This is a genomic window from Microbacterium sp. Leaf288 (genome assembly GCF_001422925.1).
GTDB lineage: Bacteria > Actinomycetota > Actinomycetes > Actinomycetales > Microbacteriaceae > Microbacterium.
The window spans coordinates 408,366-421,980 of the sequence record NZ_LMNI01000011.1; the positions used below are offsets into that span (position 1 = coordinate 408,366).

The window sequence follows — 13,615 nt, forward strand, 5'->3', positions numbered from 1 at the left end:
CGCGCGCTCCGCCGACATCCGCCACGATCCGGCGCGACGGGGAATAGCACGATCGCGAGGGCGATTGAACTTGATACCCCTAGGGGGTATAACGGAGACGTACTTCGACGAGGAGAGCACCGTGACCGATCCGCATCGCCGCCATGACCACTCCGGGCACGACCACGCGGCACATGACCACACCCACAACGATCAGGCGGCTCATCAGGCGATGAGCGCCACCGCCACGACCGACCCCGCCCACGCGGTGCACGCTGATCACATCGCGACCGCCGATCACGCCGGCCACGCCGGCCACTCCGATCACGCCGGCCACATAGGGCATGCCGGCCACGCCGGCCACATGGGGCATGCCGGCCACGGCGCGGACCACGTCGCCCGCTTCCGCCGGCTGTTCTGGATCAACCTCGCCCTCGCGGTACCCGTGGTCGCGTTCTCGGGCATGTTCGCTATGGTGCTCGGCTACACGCTGCCCGACGCTCCGTGGGTCGGCTGGATCTCGCCGCTGCTGGGCACCGTCATGTACTTCTGGGGCGGCTGGCCCTTCCTGTCGGGCGCCGTGTCGGAGCTGCGCTCCCGCAAGCCCGGCATGATGCTCCTCATCGGCCTCGCGATCACGGTCGCGTTCTTCGCGTCGTGGGGTGCGAGCCTCGGGCTGCTGCACCATGAGCTCGAGTTCTGGTGGGAGCTGGCCCTCCTCATCGTGATCATGCTGCTCGGCCACTGGATCGAGATGCGCTCGCTCGCCCGGACGACCTCGGCGCTGGACTCCCTCGCCGCGCTCCTCCCCGACGAGGCGGAGCGCGTGGAGGGCGACCGTATCGTCACCGTGACACCGTCCGCGCTGCGGCTCGGCGATGTCGTCGTGGTGCGACCCGGCGGCAGTGTTCCCGCCGACGGCCGGGTCGTGGACGGCGGCGCCGACATGGACGAGTCGATGGTGACGGGCGAATCCCGGCCCGTCGCCCGCGGCGTCGGCGACCACGTGACCGCCGGCACGGTCGCCACCGACTCGGGGCTGCGGGTCGAGGTCACCGCGACCGGCGACGACACCACGCTCGCCGGCATCCAGCGGCTCGTCGCCGAAGCGCAGAGCTCGACGTCGCGTGCGCAGCGCCTGGCCGACCGTGCGGCCGGCTGGCTGTTCTGGTTCGCCCTCGGTGCCGCGGCGCTGACCGCGATCGTGTGGACCGCGTTCGGTCTTCCCGACGAGGCGGTCGTGCGCACCATCACCGTCCTCGTCATCGCCTGCCCGCACGCACTGGGCCTCGCGATCCCGCTCGTGGTGTCGATCGCCACGGAACGCGCCGCGCGCGGCGGCGTGCTGATCAAGGACCGCCTGGCGCTCGAGAGCATGCGCACGATCGGCGCGGTGCTGTTCGACAAGACGGGCACCCTCACGAAGGGCGAGCCCACCGTGGTCGACGTCGCCGCGGTGGCCGACATCGACGCGGACGGCGTGCTCGCGCTCGCCGCTGCGGCCGAGGCCGACAGCGAGCACCCGCTCGCGAAGGCGATCGTGCGTGCCGCCCAGGAGCGCGGCCTCGCGGTCGCCGCCGCCTCCGGCTTCCAGTCGTCGCCGGCGGTCGGCGTGACCGCGACCGTCGACGGGCACGTGGTGCGGGTAGGCGGCCCGCGCCTCCTCGACGAGATCGGGGGTGCCGACATCGCGGCCGCGGGCGCGTGGCGCGACCAGGGCTCGATCGTGCTGCACGTCGTGCGCGACGGCGCCGTCGTCGGAGGGCTCGCGCTCGCTGACGAGATCCGCCCCGAATCGCGCGAGGCCGTCGACGCGCTGCACCGGCTGGGCGTCGAGGTCGTCATGATCACGGGCGATGCCGAGCCCGTCGCGCGGTCCGTCGCCGAGGCGCTCGGCATCCGCCGGGTCTTCGCCGGCGTGCGTCCGGAGGACAAGGAGCGGAAGGTCGCGGAGCTGCAGAGCGAGGGCCTCAAGGTCGCGATGGTGGGCGACGGCGTCAACGACGCCCCCGCGCTCGCGCGGGCCGACGTCGGCATCGCGATCGGCGCCGGCACCGACGTCGCGATCGGGTCGGCGGGGGTCATCCTGGCGTCGAGCGACCCGCGCTCGGTGCTCTCGGTGATCGAGCTGTCGCGCGCGAGCTACCGCAAGATGACGCAGAACCTCTGGTGGGCCGCCGGCTACAACCTCATCTCGGTCCCGCTGGCGGCCGGCGTCCTCGCCCCGATCGGCTTCGTCCTGCCGATGTCGGTGGGCGCGATCCTGATGTCGCTGTCGACGGTCGTCGTGGCGCTCAACGCGCAGCTGCTGCGCCGGCTCGACCTTCCCCACGGCCCCTCCACGCGCCGCTGACGCGTCGCGCGGAGCCTCCGGCCGCGTGGGCCCACCCCCGAACGGAGCGCCCGCGCCGTCCTCGACCGCTGATTCCGGGAACCGGATGCTGCGCCCCGGCGCCCGGGCGCAGCATCCGCGATCCGTGCCTCCAGAGGTGGCGGGGATAGGGTTTGAGGATGACGACGACTCCTCCCGGCTGGTACGACGACGGTCACGGCGCGATGCGCTGGTGGGACGGTGCGCAGTGGACGGAGCACGTCGCTCAGCCCGACCCGGAGGCGTCGGCGGCGCCGACCGAAGCCGAGATCGTCGCCGGGGCCGAGCTGTCTGGGCCGGGCGAGCCGGAGGCGTTCGCGACGGAGCCCGTCTTCCCGGCGGCGCAGCCGTACCCGGTGCAGGAAGGGGGCGCGCCGGTCGAGGGGTATCCGCAGGGCGTGTACCCCGGAATGCCCGCAGGCATCGCTCCTGCCGGCGGCGGCTTCGCCGCGGCGACCGAGCCGCGGAGCACTTCGAAGCTCTGGATCGTGTGGGTGGTGCTCGGCGTGGTGCTGCTCGGCATCGTGATCGCCGCAGCCGTCGTGATCCCGCTGCTGCTGCTCTCGGCGTCGACCGCCAACAGCGCCGGTCAGTCCGAGGACGAGCGCGCAGCCGTCGCGACCGTGGGCCTGTACGACGACGCCTGGCAGGAGGGCGACTGCGACTCGTTCGCCGCCGCCACGTCCGAGAACTTCCGCGACACCGTCGGGCTGCTCGACTGCGCCACGTTCGAATCCCAGGCTGTCGCATTCGACGAGAACTTCGACGACTACGAGATCAAGGTCACCGATGTGGAGACCGTCGGCGACCAGGTCGCGGTGACGACGAACGAGACGTACACCGCGCTCATCGACGAGGACGGCCAGCCGACCGACCCGGCCCCCGGCGCCACGGTGTACCACTACACGCTCGTGCAGTCGGACGGCGAGTGGGTCATCGACAACCTGTCGTACGAATGACCTCGCCCGAGACGGCGCGCCCTCTCCACGACGCTCGGTTCTTCCTCACCTGCATCGGCATCGGCCTGCTCGCAGGTCTGCTGTCGGGCCTGTTCGGCGTGGGCGGCGGCACGGTCATCGTGCCGTTCCTGGTGCTGTTCCTCCGCTTCGACCAGCGGCTCGCCGCGGGCACATCGCTGGCCGCGATCGTGCCCACCGCGACGGTGGGCGTCATCTCCTACGCCGTGCACGGCTCGGTCGCCTGGATCCCCGCGCTGCTGCTCGCGGCGGGTGCGGTGTTCGGCGCCCAGATCGGCACGTGGCTGCTCCCGCGGCTCTCGCTCACGGTGCTGCGGTGGGCGTTCGTCGGCTTCCTCGCCGCGGTGATCGTCAGCCTCTTCATCGTGATCCCGTCCCGCGATGCCGAGTTCTCCCTCACCTGGCTGAGCGGAGTCCTGCTCGTCGTGCTGGGTGTGGTCACCGGCATCCTGTCGGGGCTGATCGGCGTCGGCGGCGGGATCATCGTGGTTCCGGCGCTCATGGTGCTGTTCGGCACCAGCGACCTCGTGGCCAAGGGCACGTCGCTGCTCATGATGATCCCGACGGCCGTCTCGGGCACGGTCGGCAACATCCGGCGGCGCAACGTCGACCTCGTCGCGGCGGCGATCGTCGGGCTGGCGGCGTGCACCACGACGGCGCTCGGCGCGTGGGCGGCGACGCTCATCGATCCGTTCGTCGGCAACATGCTCTTCGCCGCGTACCTCGTGATCATCGCGGTGCAGATGGGCCTGCGGGCCTGGCGCGGGCGCCCTCGCCCGGAGGCCGGCCCGGCCGGGTCGGGGGATGCCGCTCGGTAGGATGGCCTGGTGCCAGTGAACCCCGAGCTCGTCGGCCGCGACTTCCCGCCGACGACCCCCTACCTCGTGGGTCGCGAGAAGGTGCGCGAGTTCGCGCGCGCCGTCTTCGCCGATGACCCGCAGCACACCGACCTCGCCGCCGCCCAGGCGCTCGGCTACGCCGACGTCGTCGCGCCGCCGACCTTCGCGATCGTCGTGACCGATGCAACGCTCCAGCAGCTGCTGGGCGAGCCCGACGCGGGCATCGTCCTCCAGAACGTGCTGCACGCCGAGCAGAAGTTCCGCTACTCCCGGCCCATCGTGGCAGGCGACGAGCTCACCGCGAAGCTGTCGGTCACCGGTCTGCGCGCCATGGGCGCTGCCGCGATGGTGACGAGCGAGTCCGAGATCACGGATGCCGCGGGCGACCACGTCGTCACCACGACGACCATCCTGCTCGTGGGGGAGGGCGACCAGTGAGCGCGCTTCAGAACCTGACCGTCGGCGACGTGGTCGCCGAGCGCACCGTGCACCTCACGCGCGAGTCGCTCGTGCGGTACGCCGGGGCATCCGGAGACTTCAACCCGATCCACTACCGCGACGACGTCGCGGCCGCGGTGGGCCTTCCGGGCGTGCTCGCCCACGGCATGCTCACGATGGGCCTCGCCGTCGGCACGATCGAGTCGTGGGTCGGCGACACCGGCCGCATCCTCGAGTACGGCGTGCGCTTCACCAAGCCCGTCGTCGTCGACCCCGAGACCGGTGCCGACGTGACCGTCGTGGCGAAGGTCGGCGCGGTCGACGAGGAGTCCGCCCGCATCGACCTGACCGTGTCGTTCGAAGGTGCCACGGTGCTCGTCAAGGCGCAGGTGCGCGTCCGGACCGCCTGACGCATGCCCGACGTCACCCCCATCCCGCTCGCGCGGCTCACGACGCTGCGCACCGGCGGTCTGCCTGCGCGCATGATCGACGCCCACACCACCGATGAGCTCGTCGACGCCCTGCGCGACGTCTGGGCCTCCGGCGACGAGTGGCTCGTGCTCGGCGGCGGGTCGAACCTCTTCATCGGCGACGAGCCTTTCGACGGCACCGTCGTGCGCGTGCTCACGAAGGGGATCGAACGGATGCCGTCGCCCCTGCCCGGACGCGTGCGGCTCAGGGTGCAGGCGGGCCACGACTGGGACGACCTCGTCGGCTTCGCGGTCGCCGAAGGGCTCGGCGGCATCGAGGCGATGTCGGGGATCCCCGGAACCGTCGGTGCCGCCCCGGTGCAGAACATCGGTGCGTACGGCCAGGAGATCGTGCAGACCCTCAGCGAGGTCGAGCTGCTCGACGAGTCGACCGCCGAGGTGTCGACCGTTCCCGCCGCCGAGCTGGGCCTGGGCTTCCGGACGTCCGTCCTGAAGCACCACTACGGCTCGGTGCCCGCGCGGCGCGCGGTGATCCTCTCGGTGACGCTGGACCTCCCCGCCATCGGCCAGGGCGCCCGTCGCATCGCCGGCGATCAGCTCCGCACCGCGCTGCGCCTCGGCCCCGACGACGAGGCGACCCTCGCGTGGGTGCGCGAGCGGATCCTCGAGACCCGGCGCGCCAAGGGCATGGTGCTCGACGCCGACGACCCCGACACGTACAGCGCCGGGTCGTTCTTCCAGAACGCCGTGGTGTCGGCATCCTTCGCCCGCACGCTCCCCGAGGCGTGCCCGCGCTGGCCGGTGCATCCCGATCTCGACCCCGTGCTCGTCATCCCGCTCGCGAACTTCGACGGCTACGTTCCCGCGCCCACGACGGTCGAATCCGACGTCAAGGTGAGCGCCGGCTGGCTCATCGAGCACGCCGGCGTGCGCAAGGGCTTCAAGCTGCCGCGCTCACGCGCCGGCCTGTCGACGAAGCACGCCCTGGCGCTCACGAACCGGGGTCATGCGACCGCCGCCGAGCTCGCCGAGCTGGCCCGCTTCATCCAGGGCCGCGTGCAGTCCGAGTTCGGCCTGATCCTGCAGCCCGAGCCCGTCCTGGTGAACGTCGAGCTCTAGCCCCGGGCCGAGGCATCCGTCCCCCTAGGGTTTTGGGGCGCACGGCGAACGTTCGGGGCGCACGGCGCGCGCCCCGACGGCACGGGACGCGCCCCGAACCCCGAAGCGACCCGCCGAAAGACGCAGAAACGCGGATGCCGCGAACCCGAGGCATCCGCGTTCCGAAAGGGTTGTTACGACGCGAAGAGGCGCTGCATGCGCTGCACGCCCTCGAGGAGGGCGTCGTCGCCCAGGGCGTACGACAGGCGCAGGTAGCCCGAGGGTCCGAAGGCCTCGCCCGGAACCACGGCGACCTCGGCCTTCTCGAGGATGAGATCGGCCAGCTCGAGGGAGGTCGTCGGCGTGACACCCGCCCACTCGCGGCCGAGGAGTCCGCGGACGTCGGGGTAGGCGTAGAAGGCGCCCAGCGGCGTCGGCACCGCGACGCCGTCGATCTTCGACAGCTCGGCGACGATCAGCTTGCGGCGGCGGTCGAAGGCCTGGCGCATCTGCTCGACCTCGTCCTGCGGTCCGGAGAGGGCCGCCAGCGCCGCGCGCTGCGCGATGTTGTTGACGTTTGAGCACAGGTGCGACTGCAGGTTGCCGGCGATCTTGATGGCGTCCTTGGGGCCGACCATCCAGCCCAGGCGCCAGCCGGTCATCGCGTACGTCTTCGCGACGCCGTTCACGAGGATCGTCTGGCCCGCGGCCTCCGGAACCGCCTCCACGATCGACACCGCACGCGTGCCTTCGTAGACGAGGTTCTGGTAGATCTCGTCCGAGATGATCCAGATGCCGTGCTCGACGGCCCACCGGCCGATGGCCTCGGTCTCCTCCAGCGTGTAGACCGAGCCGGTCGGGTTCGACGGCGACACGAACACGAGCGCCGTGGTCTTGTCGGTGCGGGCGGCCTCGAGCTGCTCGATGGTCACCTTGTAGTCCTGGTCGGCGCCGGCGAAGACCTCGACGGGGATGCCGTCGGCCAGCGCGATCGCCTCGGGGTAGGTGGTCCAGTACGGAGCCGGCAGCAGCACCTCGTCGCCGGGGTTCACGACGGTCTGGAGGGCCTGGTAGACGGCCTGCTTGCCGCCGTTGGTGACGATGACCTGCGACGGGTCGACCTCGAGACCCGAGTCGCGGAGCGTCTTCGCGGCGATCGCCTCGCGCAGCACCGGAAGACCGGCGGCGGGCGTGTAGCGGAAGTTCGCGGGGTTGTGGAGGGCCTCCGCGGCGGCGTCCACGATGAACTGCGGCGTCGCGAAATCGGGCTCGCCCGCCGCATACGAGATGACGGGCCGACCGGCGGCCTGCAGAGCCTTCGCCTTGGCATCGACCTTCAGGGTCGCGGACTCGGCGATGGCGGAGAGCTTGCGGGAGAGCGGTGCGCGTTCTGTCACGGTTCGAGCGTAGTCCGCGCGGCGGCGGGCTTCAGCGCCGATTGCGGACGTGTGGCCCGCGCGCGTGCGGGATGCGCGCACGACGCGACGGATCGTCCGATGGGTAAGCGCTCTTCCGGATCGGCCCGGCGACGCGGTACCCTGTGCGTCGTGGACGCCTGGATCTGGGGAGCCGTCGTGCTCGCCATCGTGCTCGTCATCGCCGGTGGGATCGCCTGGTGGCTCGCGCGCGGGTGCGTGCTGACCATCATCGGCGCCACGGGCGCCATCCTCGGCGGACTCGTCGCCCTGATCAGCCTCGTGCTGCTGCTCGACCCCGACGTCGGCCTGCGCGTCGCGTTCATCGTCACGGTCGTCTCGGGGGTGTGGCTGCTCGCCTGGGCGCTGGCGGGAGGCATCCGCGGTCAGCGCATGCTCCGCGCCGAAGAGCGGGCGGACGCCGAGGCCCGCGCTGTGCCGGTCCCGGTGATGGTCGCGTCGCGGCACTGATCCGGTTCGAGCCGCGGCAGCGCGATGCGCCGTGGCATCCACCGAATGGGGGATGCCGTCTCCTGCGGATGACCGCTGGGCGCAGCATCCGTCTTCCGTGACGCTGGAAGCATGCAGACACAAGCGGTGCGGGTGCGGAACCTGCGGAAGACCTATGGCGACCGCACGGTCGTCGACGGGGTGTCGTTCGAGATCGAGCGCGGCGAGACCTTCGCCCTGCTCGGGCCGAACGGCGCCGGCAAGTCGACGACCGTCGAGATCCTCGAGGGGTACCGGCGCCGCACGGGCGGCGACGTCGAGGTGCTCGGGGTCGACCCGGCCACCGGCGGGCTCGACCTCAAGGCGCGGCTGGGCATCGTGCTCCAGTCGACCGGCCAGTCCGGTCTCGTCACCGTCCGCGAGCAGCTGCGGCAGTTCGCGGGCTTCTACCCGGATCCCCGCGACGTCGACGAGGTGATCGCGGCCGTCGGCCTCGAGGCGCAGGCGAAGACGCGCATCTCGAAGCTCTCGGGCGGACAGCAGCGGCGCGTCGATGTGGCCCTCGGGATCATCGGCCGCCCCGAGCTGCTCTTCCTCGACGAGCCCACGACGGGATTCGACCCGCACGCGCGGCGCGAGTTCTGGGAGCTCATCCGGCGCCTTCAGGCCGAAGGCACGACGATCGTGCTGACCACGCACTATCTCGACGAGGCGGCGCAGCTCGCCGACCGCGTCGCGGTGATCGCCGCCGGCCGGCTGCAGGCGATCGGGCCCGTCGCGGGGTTCGGCGGCGAGGCCGCGCGCGTTCCGATCGTGCGATGGGTGGAGGACGGGATGCTGCGGCACGAGCGCTCCGACGATCCCTTCGCGTTCGCGATCGCCCTGGCCGCGCGGCTGGGCGAGGCGCCCGCCGAGCTCGAGATCGTGCGGCCGAGCCTCGAGGACGTCTACCTCCAGATGGTCGGCGAGACCACCGACGCCGCCGCGAGTGCTGCTGTCGACAAGAAGGGAGCGGTGCGATGAGCGCCACCGTCGAGAAGGCGCGGGTCGCGGGTGTCGGTCCGCGACGAGCGCGCCGCAACGTCCTGAGCGTCGGAGTCTGGCGCACGCGGTTCGAGCTGATGCAGTACTTCCGCTCGGGCGACACGCTGTTCTTCACGTTCCTCTTCCCGGTCTTCATGTTGGGGCTGTTCAGCGTCGCGTTCGGATCGGACGGCGACGTGCAGGTCGCCCCCGGCGTGCCGGCGATCTCGATGGCCGAGCTGTACCTGCCCGGCATGATCGCCGCCGGCCTGCTGCTCTCGGGGTTCCAGAATCTCGCGATGGACATCGCGATCGAGCGGTCCGACGGCATGCTCAAGCGACTCGGCGGCACGCCGCTGTCGCCGGTGAGCTACTTCGTCGGCAAGATCGGACAGGTGCTGGTCACGGGAGTGCTGCAATCCGCACTGCTCCTGCTGTTCGCGGCAACGGTGCTCGGTGTCGAGCTGCCGACGGAGCCCGCGCGCTGGGCGACGTTCGCGTGGGTGTTCGTGCTCGGCATCACGACGTCGGCCCTGCTCGGCGTCGCACTGTCGTCCGTGCCGCGCACCGGGAAGAGCGCGACCGCGGTGGTCGTGCCGATCGCCCTCGCGCTGCAGTTCATCTCAGGCGTCTACCTCACGTTCTCGCAGCTGCCGGAGTGGCTGCAGAACGTCGCGGGCCTCTTCCCGCTCAAGTGGATGGCGCAGGGCATGCGCGCGGTGTTCCTGCCCGAGGAGTACGCCACACTGGAGCAGAACGGCGAGTGGAACCTCGCGGGCGTCGCGATCGCGCTCGGCGTCTGGCTCGTCGTGGGTCTGGTGCTCTCGCGGATCACCTTCCGCTGGATCCGGCGCGACGCATAGCCTGCGGATGGGCCGAGGGGAAGAGGGACGATGCTGACGAAGCGGGGATGGGACGCGATCGTGTCGATCGTGTGCGCCGTCATCGCCCTCGCGCTCGTCTTCCTCTTCCCACCCGCGACCGCCGCGCGCACCGCGATCGCGCTCGCGGCGATCGGCCTCTTCGTGCTGGGCTACGCCCTGATCGGCCGCGACGCGATCGAGCCGCCGCGCGCGGCGTGGCGGTACCCCGCCTTCCTGTCGGTGGCAGCCGTCGCCGCGGGGATCGGCGCGGGCGCAGCTCCGTTCATGGCGATGCTCCAGACCCTGGCGTACCCCCTGGTGTGGGTCATCGGCGACTCGCGCAAGCGCGGAATCGGCGGCTCGGCGGTGATCGCGGGGAGCGTATTCGTCGGAGCGAGCTTCGGCTATGGAGCCAACCTGGACTCGGTCGTCGCCGGCGCGACCACCGCGGTCTTCTCGCTCTCGTTCGCGATCGCCATCGGCCTGTGGATCGCCCGCATCGCCGAGTACGGCGAGGAGCGGGAGCGCCTGCTCGCCGAACTGACGGCGGCGCAGACCGAGGTCGAGGCCCTCAGCAGGGAGCGCGGCGCGTCCGCCGAGCGCGAGCGCCTGGCCCGCGACATCCACGACACCCTCGCGCAGACGCTCGCCGGGCTCGTGATCTTCGCCGAGCGGGCGGGCCGGCAGTCGAGGGAGGGGCAGACGGATGCTGCCGCCACCACGATCGCGACGGTCGAGCAGGTCGCGCGCGACGCCCTCGCCGAGGCACGCGCCCTCGTCGCCCGTACGGCGGCCGTCCCCCGCGAGCCCGCCTTCGGCGCCGCGGTCGAGCGGCTCATCGAGCGGTTCCGCGAGCACGGTGCGGCCCGCATCGCACTCGACACCGCCCGCGTGGAGGGCGAACTCGACCGCGAAGCCCAGGTGGTGCTGCTGCGCTGCCTGCAGGAGGCGCTGTCGAACGTGACGAAGCACGCCGCCGCGGCGGAGGTGACGGTGCGCGTCGAGGTCGCGGCGGACGGCGCCGCGGCACTCGAGGTGGCCGATGACGGGCGCGGCTTCGACACCTCGCGGCCCACGAGCGGGTTCGGGCTGGACGGCATGCGCGAGCGTGTGGCGCTCGCGGGCGGCACGTTCGACGTTGCCTCGGCACCGGGCGAGGGCGCGACGCTGACGGTCAGGCTTCCGGCGGCGTCGCAGGACGAACGGGGTGCCGGCGTGTCCGCCCCGGTGATGCCCGCCGCGATGGGAGTTGCGGCGGCCGAGGCCGTCCGGACGAAGGGAGATCGCCTGTGATCCGGCTGCTCATCGCCGACGACCACCCGGTGGTGCGTGCCGGCCTCGCCGGACTGCTCTCGGATGAACCCGGCTTCGAAGTCGTGGCCGAGGCATCCGACGGCGATGAAGCCGTGCGTCTCGCGGACGCGACCCGCCCCGACGTCGTGCTGATGGACCTGCGCATGCCGCACGTCGACGGTGTCGCCGCCACCGCCCGGATCGCCGGGGGAGAGGCGGGTGATCCTCCGCCGCGCGTGCTGATCCTCACCACGTACGAGTCCGACGACCAGATCCTGGCCGCCATCGAGGCCGGTGCGACGGGGTACCTCCTGAAGGCCGCACCGCAGGCCGAGATCGTCGCCGGCATCCGCTCGGTGGCGGCGGGGCAGTCGGCGCTGTCGCCTCAGGTGGCGGTGAGGCTCGTCGAGCGCATGCGGCGGCCGGAGCCCGAGACGGTGCTGACCGCGAGGGAGCTCGACGTGCTGCGGCTGGTGGCGACGGGCCACAGCAACAAGCAGATCGCGGTGGTCCTCGGCATCGGCGAGTCGACGGTCAAGACGCACCTGCTCAAGGTGTTCGAGAAGCTCGGCGTCGCCGATCGCACGCGCGCCGTGACCCTCGCCATGGAGCGCGGACTGCTCGGGTGATCGCCCTCGACCGGTTCGTGCACAGAATCGGATCCGCTCCTGCGGTGACCAGGCCCGACACGCCGTGCGGCGGCATCCGTCATCGGTGTGTCCTGCGGCACGTCCGCACGTGCGGATCCGATGGTGCGTACGGCGCGCGAGGGCGCTGACACCAGGTACACGGATGCCGCGACCCGGCGCAGTGCGCGGGCCGCGGCATCCGTGCGAGAACTCAGCCGAACTGGTTCATCGTGTTGTGCTGACCGCCGGCCTTGAGGGCCGCGTCGCCGGCGAAGTACTCCTTGTGGTTGTCGCCGATGTCGCTTCCCGCCATGTTCTGGTGCTTGACCGTGGCGATGCCCTCGCGGATCTCGCGACGCTGCACGCCCTTCACGTAGGCGAGCATGCCCTCGTCGCCGAAGTAGCCCTTCGCGAGGTCATCGGTCGACAGGGCCGCCGTGTGGTAGGTCGGCAGGGTGATGAGGTGGTGGAAGATCCCCGCGCGGGCGGCGCCGTCCCGCTGGAACGTGCGGATCTTCTCATCGGCCAGCCGTGCGAGCTCGGTGTCGTCGTACGCGACGTTCATCAGGTCGCCACGGTCGTAGGCCGAGACATCCTCGCCCCGCTCCGCCAGGAGGTCGTACGCCTGCTGGCGGAAGTTGAGCGTCCAGTTGAACGACGGGCTGTTGTTGTAGACGAGCTTCGCGTTCGGGATGACCTCGCGGATCGCGTCGACCATGCCGGCGATCTGCTCCACGTGCGGCTTCTCGGTCTCGATCCACAGCAGGTCGGCGCCGTTCTGCAGCGACGTGATGCAGTCGAGCACGACGCGCTCCTCACCGGTCCCGGGGCGGAACTGATAAAGGTTGCTGGCCAGACGCTTCGGGCGCAGCAGCGTGCCCTCGCGCTTGATGACGACGTCGCCGTTGCCGAGGTCGGAGTCCGAGATCTCCTCGACGTCGAGGAACGAGTTGTACTGGTCGCCGAGGTCGCCGGGCCGGTGCGTGACCGCGAGCTTCTGCGTGAGTCCGGCGCCGAGCGAGTCGGTGCGGGCCACGATGATGCCGTTGTCGATGCCGAGCTCGAGGAAGGCGTAGCGCACTGCCGTGAGCTTCGCGATGAAGTCCTCATGCGGAACAGTCACCTTGCCGTCCTGGTGGCCGCACTGCTTCTCATCCGACACCTGGTTCTCGATCTGGATGGCGCACGCGCCCGCCTCGATCATCTTCTTCGCCAGCAGATACGTGGCCTCGGGGTTGCCGAAGCCCGCGTCGATGTCGGCGATGATCGGCACCACGTGGGTCTCGTAGCTGTCGATCTGCGACTGGATGAACTCGACCGCGGTCTCGTCGCCGGCGACGCGCGCGTCGTCGAGCTGCGTGAACAGCAGATCGAGCTCACGCGCGTCGGCCTGACGGAGGAACGTGTACAGCTCCTCGATGAGGGCCGGGACCGCCGTCTTCTCGTGCATCGACTGATCGGGAAGCGGCCCGAACTCGGAGCGGAGCGCGGCGACCATCCACCCCGACAGGTAGAGGTAGCGCTTGTTCGTGCTCTTCAGGTGCTTCTTGATCGAGATGAGCTTCTGCTGCCCGATGAAGCCGTGCCAGACGCCGAGCGACTGGGTGTAGACCGACGAGTCCGCGTCGTACTCGGCCATGTCGCGGCGCATGATGTCGGCCGTGTACTGGGCGATCTCGAGCCCCGTGCGGAAGCGGTTCTGCGCGCGCATGCGGGCGGCGGACTCGGGGTCGATGGCATCCCAGCTCGAGCCGTGCTGCTGCTTGAGCGCCCGGATGGCTTCGATGTCGTCCTGATAGGCAGTCATTG

Annotated in this window: 13 protein-coding genes; 11 read left to right on the forward strand and 2 right to left on the reverse strand. The window is 71.1% G+C overall.

Annotated features, from left to right (window positions below; translation table 11 throughout):
* Positions 1 to 211 precede the first annotated feature (211 nt).
* From ASF40_RS11165 to ASF40_RS11190, 6 genes are all read left to right on the forward strand, one after another.
* The gene (locus ASF40_RS11165) at positions 212 to 2,332 is read left to right on the forward strand and encodes a heavy metal translocating P-type ATPase (protein WP_056369888.1); all 2,121 of its coding nucleotides are present in this window, start codon (positions 212 to 214) and stop codon (positions 2,330 to 2,332) included.
* 158 nt (positions 2,333 to 2,490) lie between these two features.
* Positions 2,491 to 3,309, forward strand: coding sequence for a DUF2510 domain-containing protein (locus ASF40_RS21110; protein ID WP_056369036.1), 819 nt, complete (start codon positions 2,491 to 2,493; stop codon positions 3,307 to 3,309).
* A complete protein-coding gene (locus tag ASF40_RS11175; RefSeq protein ID WP_056369038.1) occupies positions 3,306 to 4,145 on the forward strand; it encodes a sulfite exporter TauE/SafE family protein in 840 nt (279 codons plus the stop codon). The genes ASF40_RS21110 and ASF40_RS11175 overlap by 4 nt, the downstream gene beginning before the upstream one ends.
* Before the next feature lie 9 nt (positions 4,146 to 4,154).
* On the forward strand, positions 4,155 to 4,604 hold the full coding sequence (locus ASF40_RS11180; RefSeq protein WP_056369040.1) for an FAS1-like dehydratase domain-containing protein: 450 nt from the start codon (positions 4,155 to 4,157) through the stop codon (positions 4,602 to 4,604).
* A complete protein-coding gene (locus tag ASF40_RS11185) occupies positions 4,601 to 5,014 on the forward strand; it encodes a MaoC/PaaZ C-terminal domain-containing protein (RefSeq protein WP_056369042.1) in 414 nt (137 codons plus the stop codon). The genes ASF40_RS11180 and ASF40_RS11185 overlap by 4 nt, the downstream gene beginning before the upstream one ends.
* A 3-nt stretch (positions 5,015 to 5,017) precedes the next feature.
* Positions 5,018 to 6,154 (forward strand): UDP-N-acetylmuramate dehydrogenase, encoded by a 1,137-nt coding sequence (locus ASF40_RS11190; RefSeq protein WP_056369044.1) that lies wholly within the window; start codon positions 5,018 to 5,020, stop codon positions 6,152 to 6,154.
* 173 nt (positions 6,155 to 6,327) lie between these two features.
* Here ASF40_RS11190 and ASF40_RS11195 read toward each other — a convergent pair whose 3' ends face one another.
* A complete protein-coding gene (locus ASF40_RS11195) occupies positions 6,328 to 7,530 on the reverse strand; it encodes a pyridoxal phosphate-dependent aminotransferase (protein WP_056369890.1) in 1,203 nt (400 codons plus the stop codon).
* A gap of 150 nt (positions 7,531 to 7,680) precedes the next feature.
* On the opposite strand from ASF40_RS11195, the gene ASF40_RS11200 reads away from it, so the two are divergent.
* From ASF40_RS11200 to ASF40_RS11220, 5 genes are all read left to right on the forward strand, one after another.
* A complete protein-coding gene (locus ASF40_RS11200; RefSeq protein ID WP_056369045.1) occupies positions 7,681 to 8,019 on the forward strand; it encodes a hypothetical protein in 339 nt (112 codons plus the stop codon).
* A 111-nt stretch (positions 8,020 to 8,130) separates the two neighbouring features.
* Positions 8,131 to 9,021: an ABC transporter ATP-binding protein gene (locus tag ASF40_RS11205; RefSeq protein ID WP_056369048.1), complete on the forward strand. Its 891-nt coding sequence runs from the start codon at positions 8,131 to 8,133 to the stop codon at positions 9,019 to 9,021.
* Complete coding sequence (locus ASF40_RS11210; RefSeq protein ID WP_082497010.1) at positions 9,018 to 9,884, forward strand: ABC transporter permease; 867 nt, start codon at positions 9,018 to 9,020, stop codon at positions 9,882 to 9,884. Before ASF40_RS11205 ends, ASF40_RS11210 begins: the two co-directional genes overlap by 4 nt.
* 30 nt (positions 9,885 to 9,914) lie before the next feature.
* Positions 9,915 to 11,177 carry a sensor histidine kinase gene (locus tag ASF40_RS11215; RefSeq protein ID WP_056369049.1) on the forward strand — a complete coding sequence of 421 codons (1,263 nt, stop codon included), beginning with the start codon at positions 9,915 to 9,917 and terminating at the stop codon, positions 11,175 to 11,177.
* Entirely contained in the window at positions 11,174 to 11,806 is a 633-nt protein-coding gene (locus tag ASF40_RS11220) for a response regulator (protein ID WP_056369052.1), read from the forward strand. The genes ASF40_RS11215 and ASF40_RS11220 overlap by 4 nt, the downstream gene beginning before the upstream one ends.
* A 211-nt stretch (positions 11,807 to 12,017) precedes the next feature.
* Here the strand turns inward: ASF40_RS11220 and ASF40_RS11225 are convergent, their stop codons facing one another.
* The gene (locus tag ASF40_RS11225; protein ID WP_056369053.1) at positions 12,018 to 13,613 is read right to left on the reverse strand and encodes an isocitrate lyase; all 1,596 of its coding nucleotides are present in this window, start codon (positions 13,611 to 13,613) and stop codon (positions 12,018 to 12,020) included.
* Between the last annotated feature and the right edge of the window lie 2 nt (positions 13,614 to 13,615).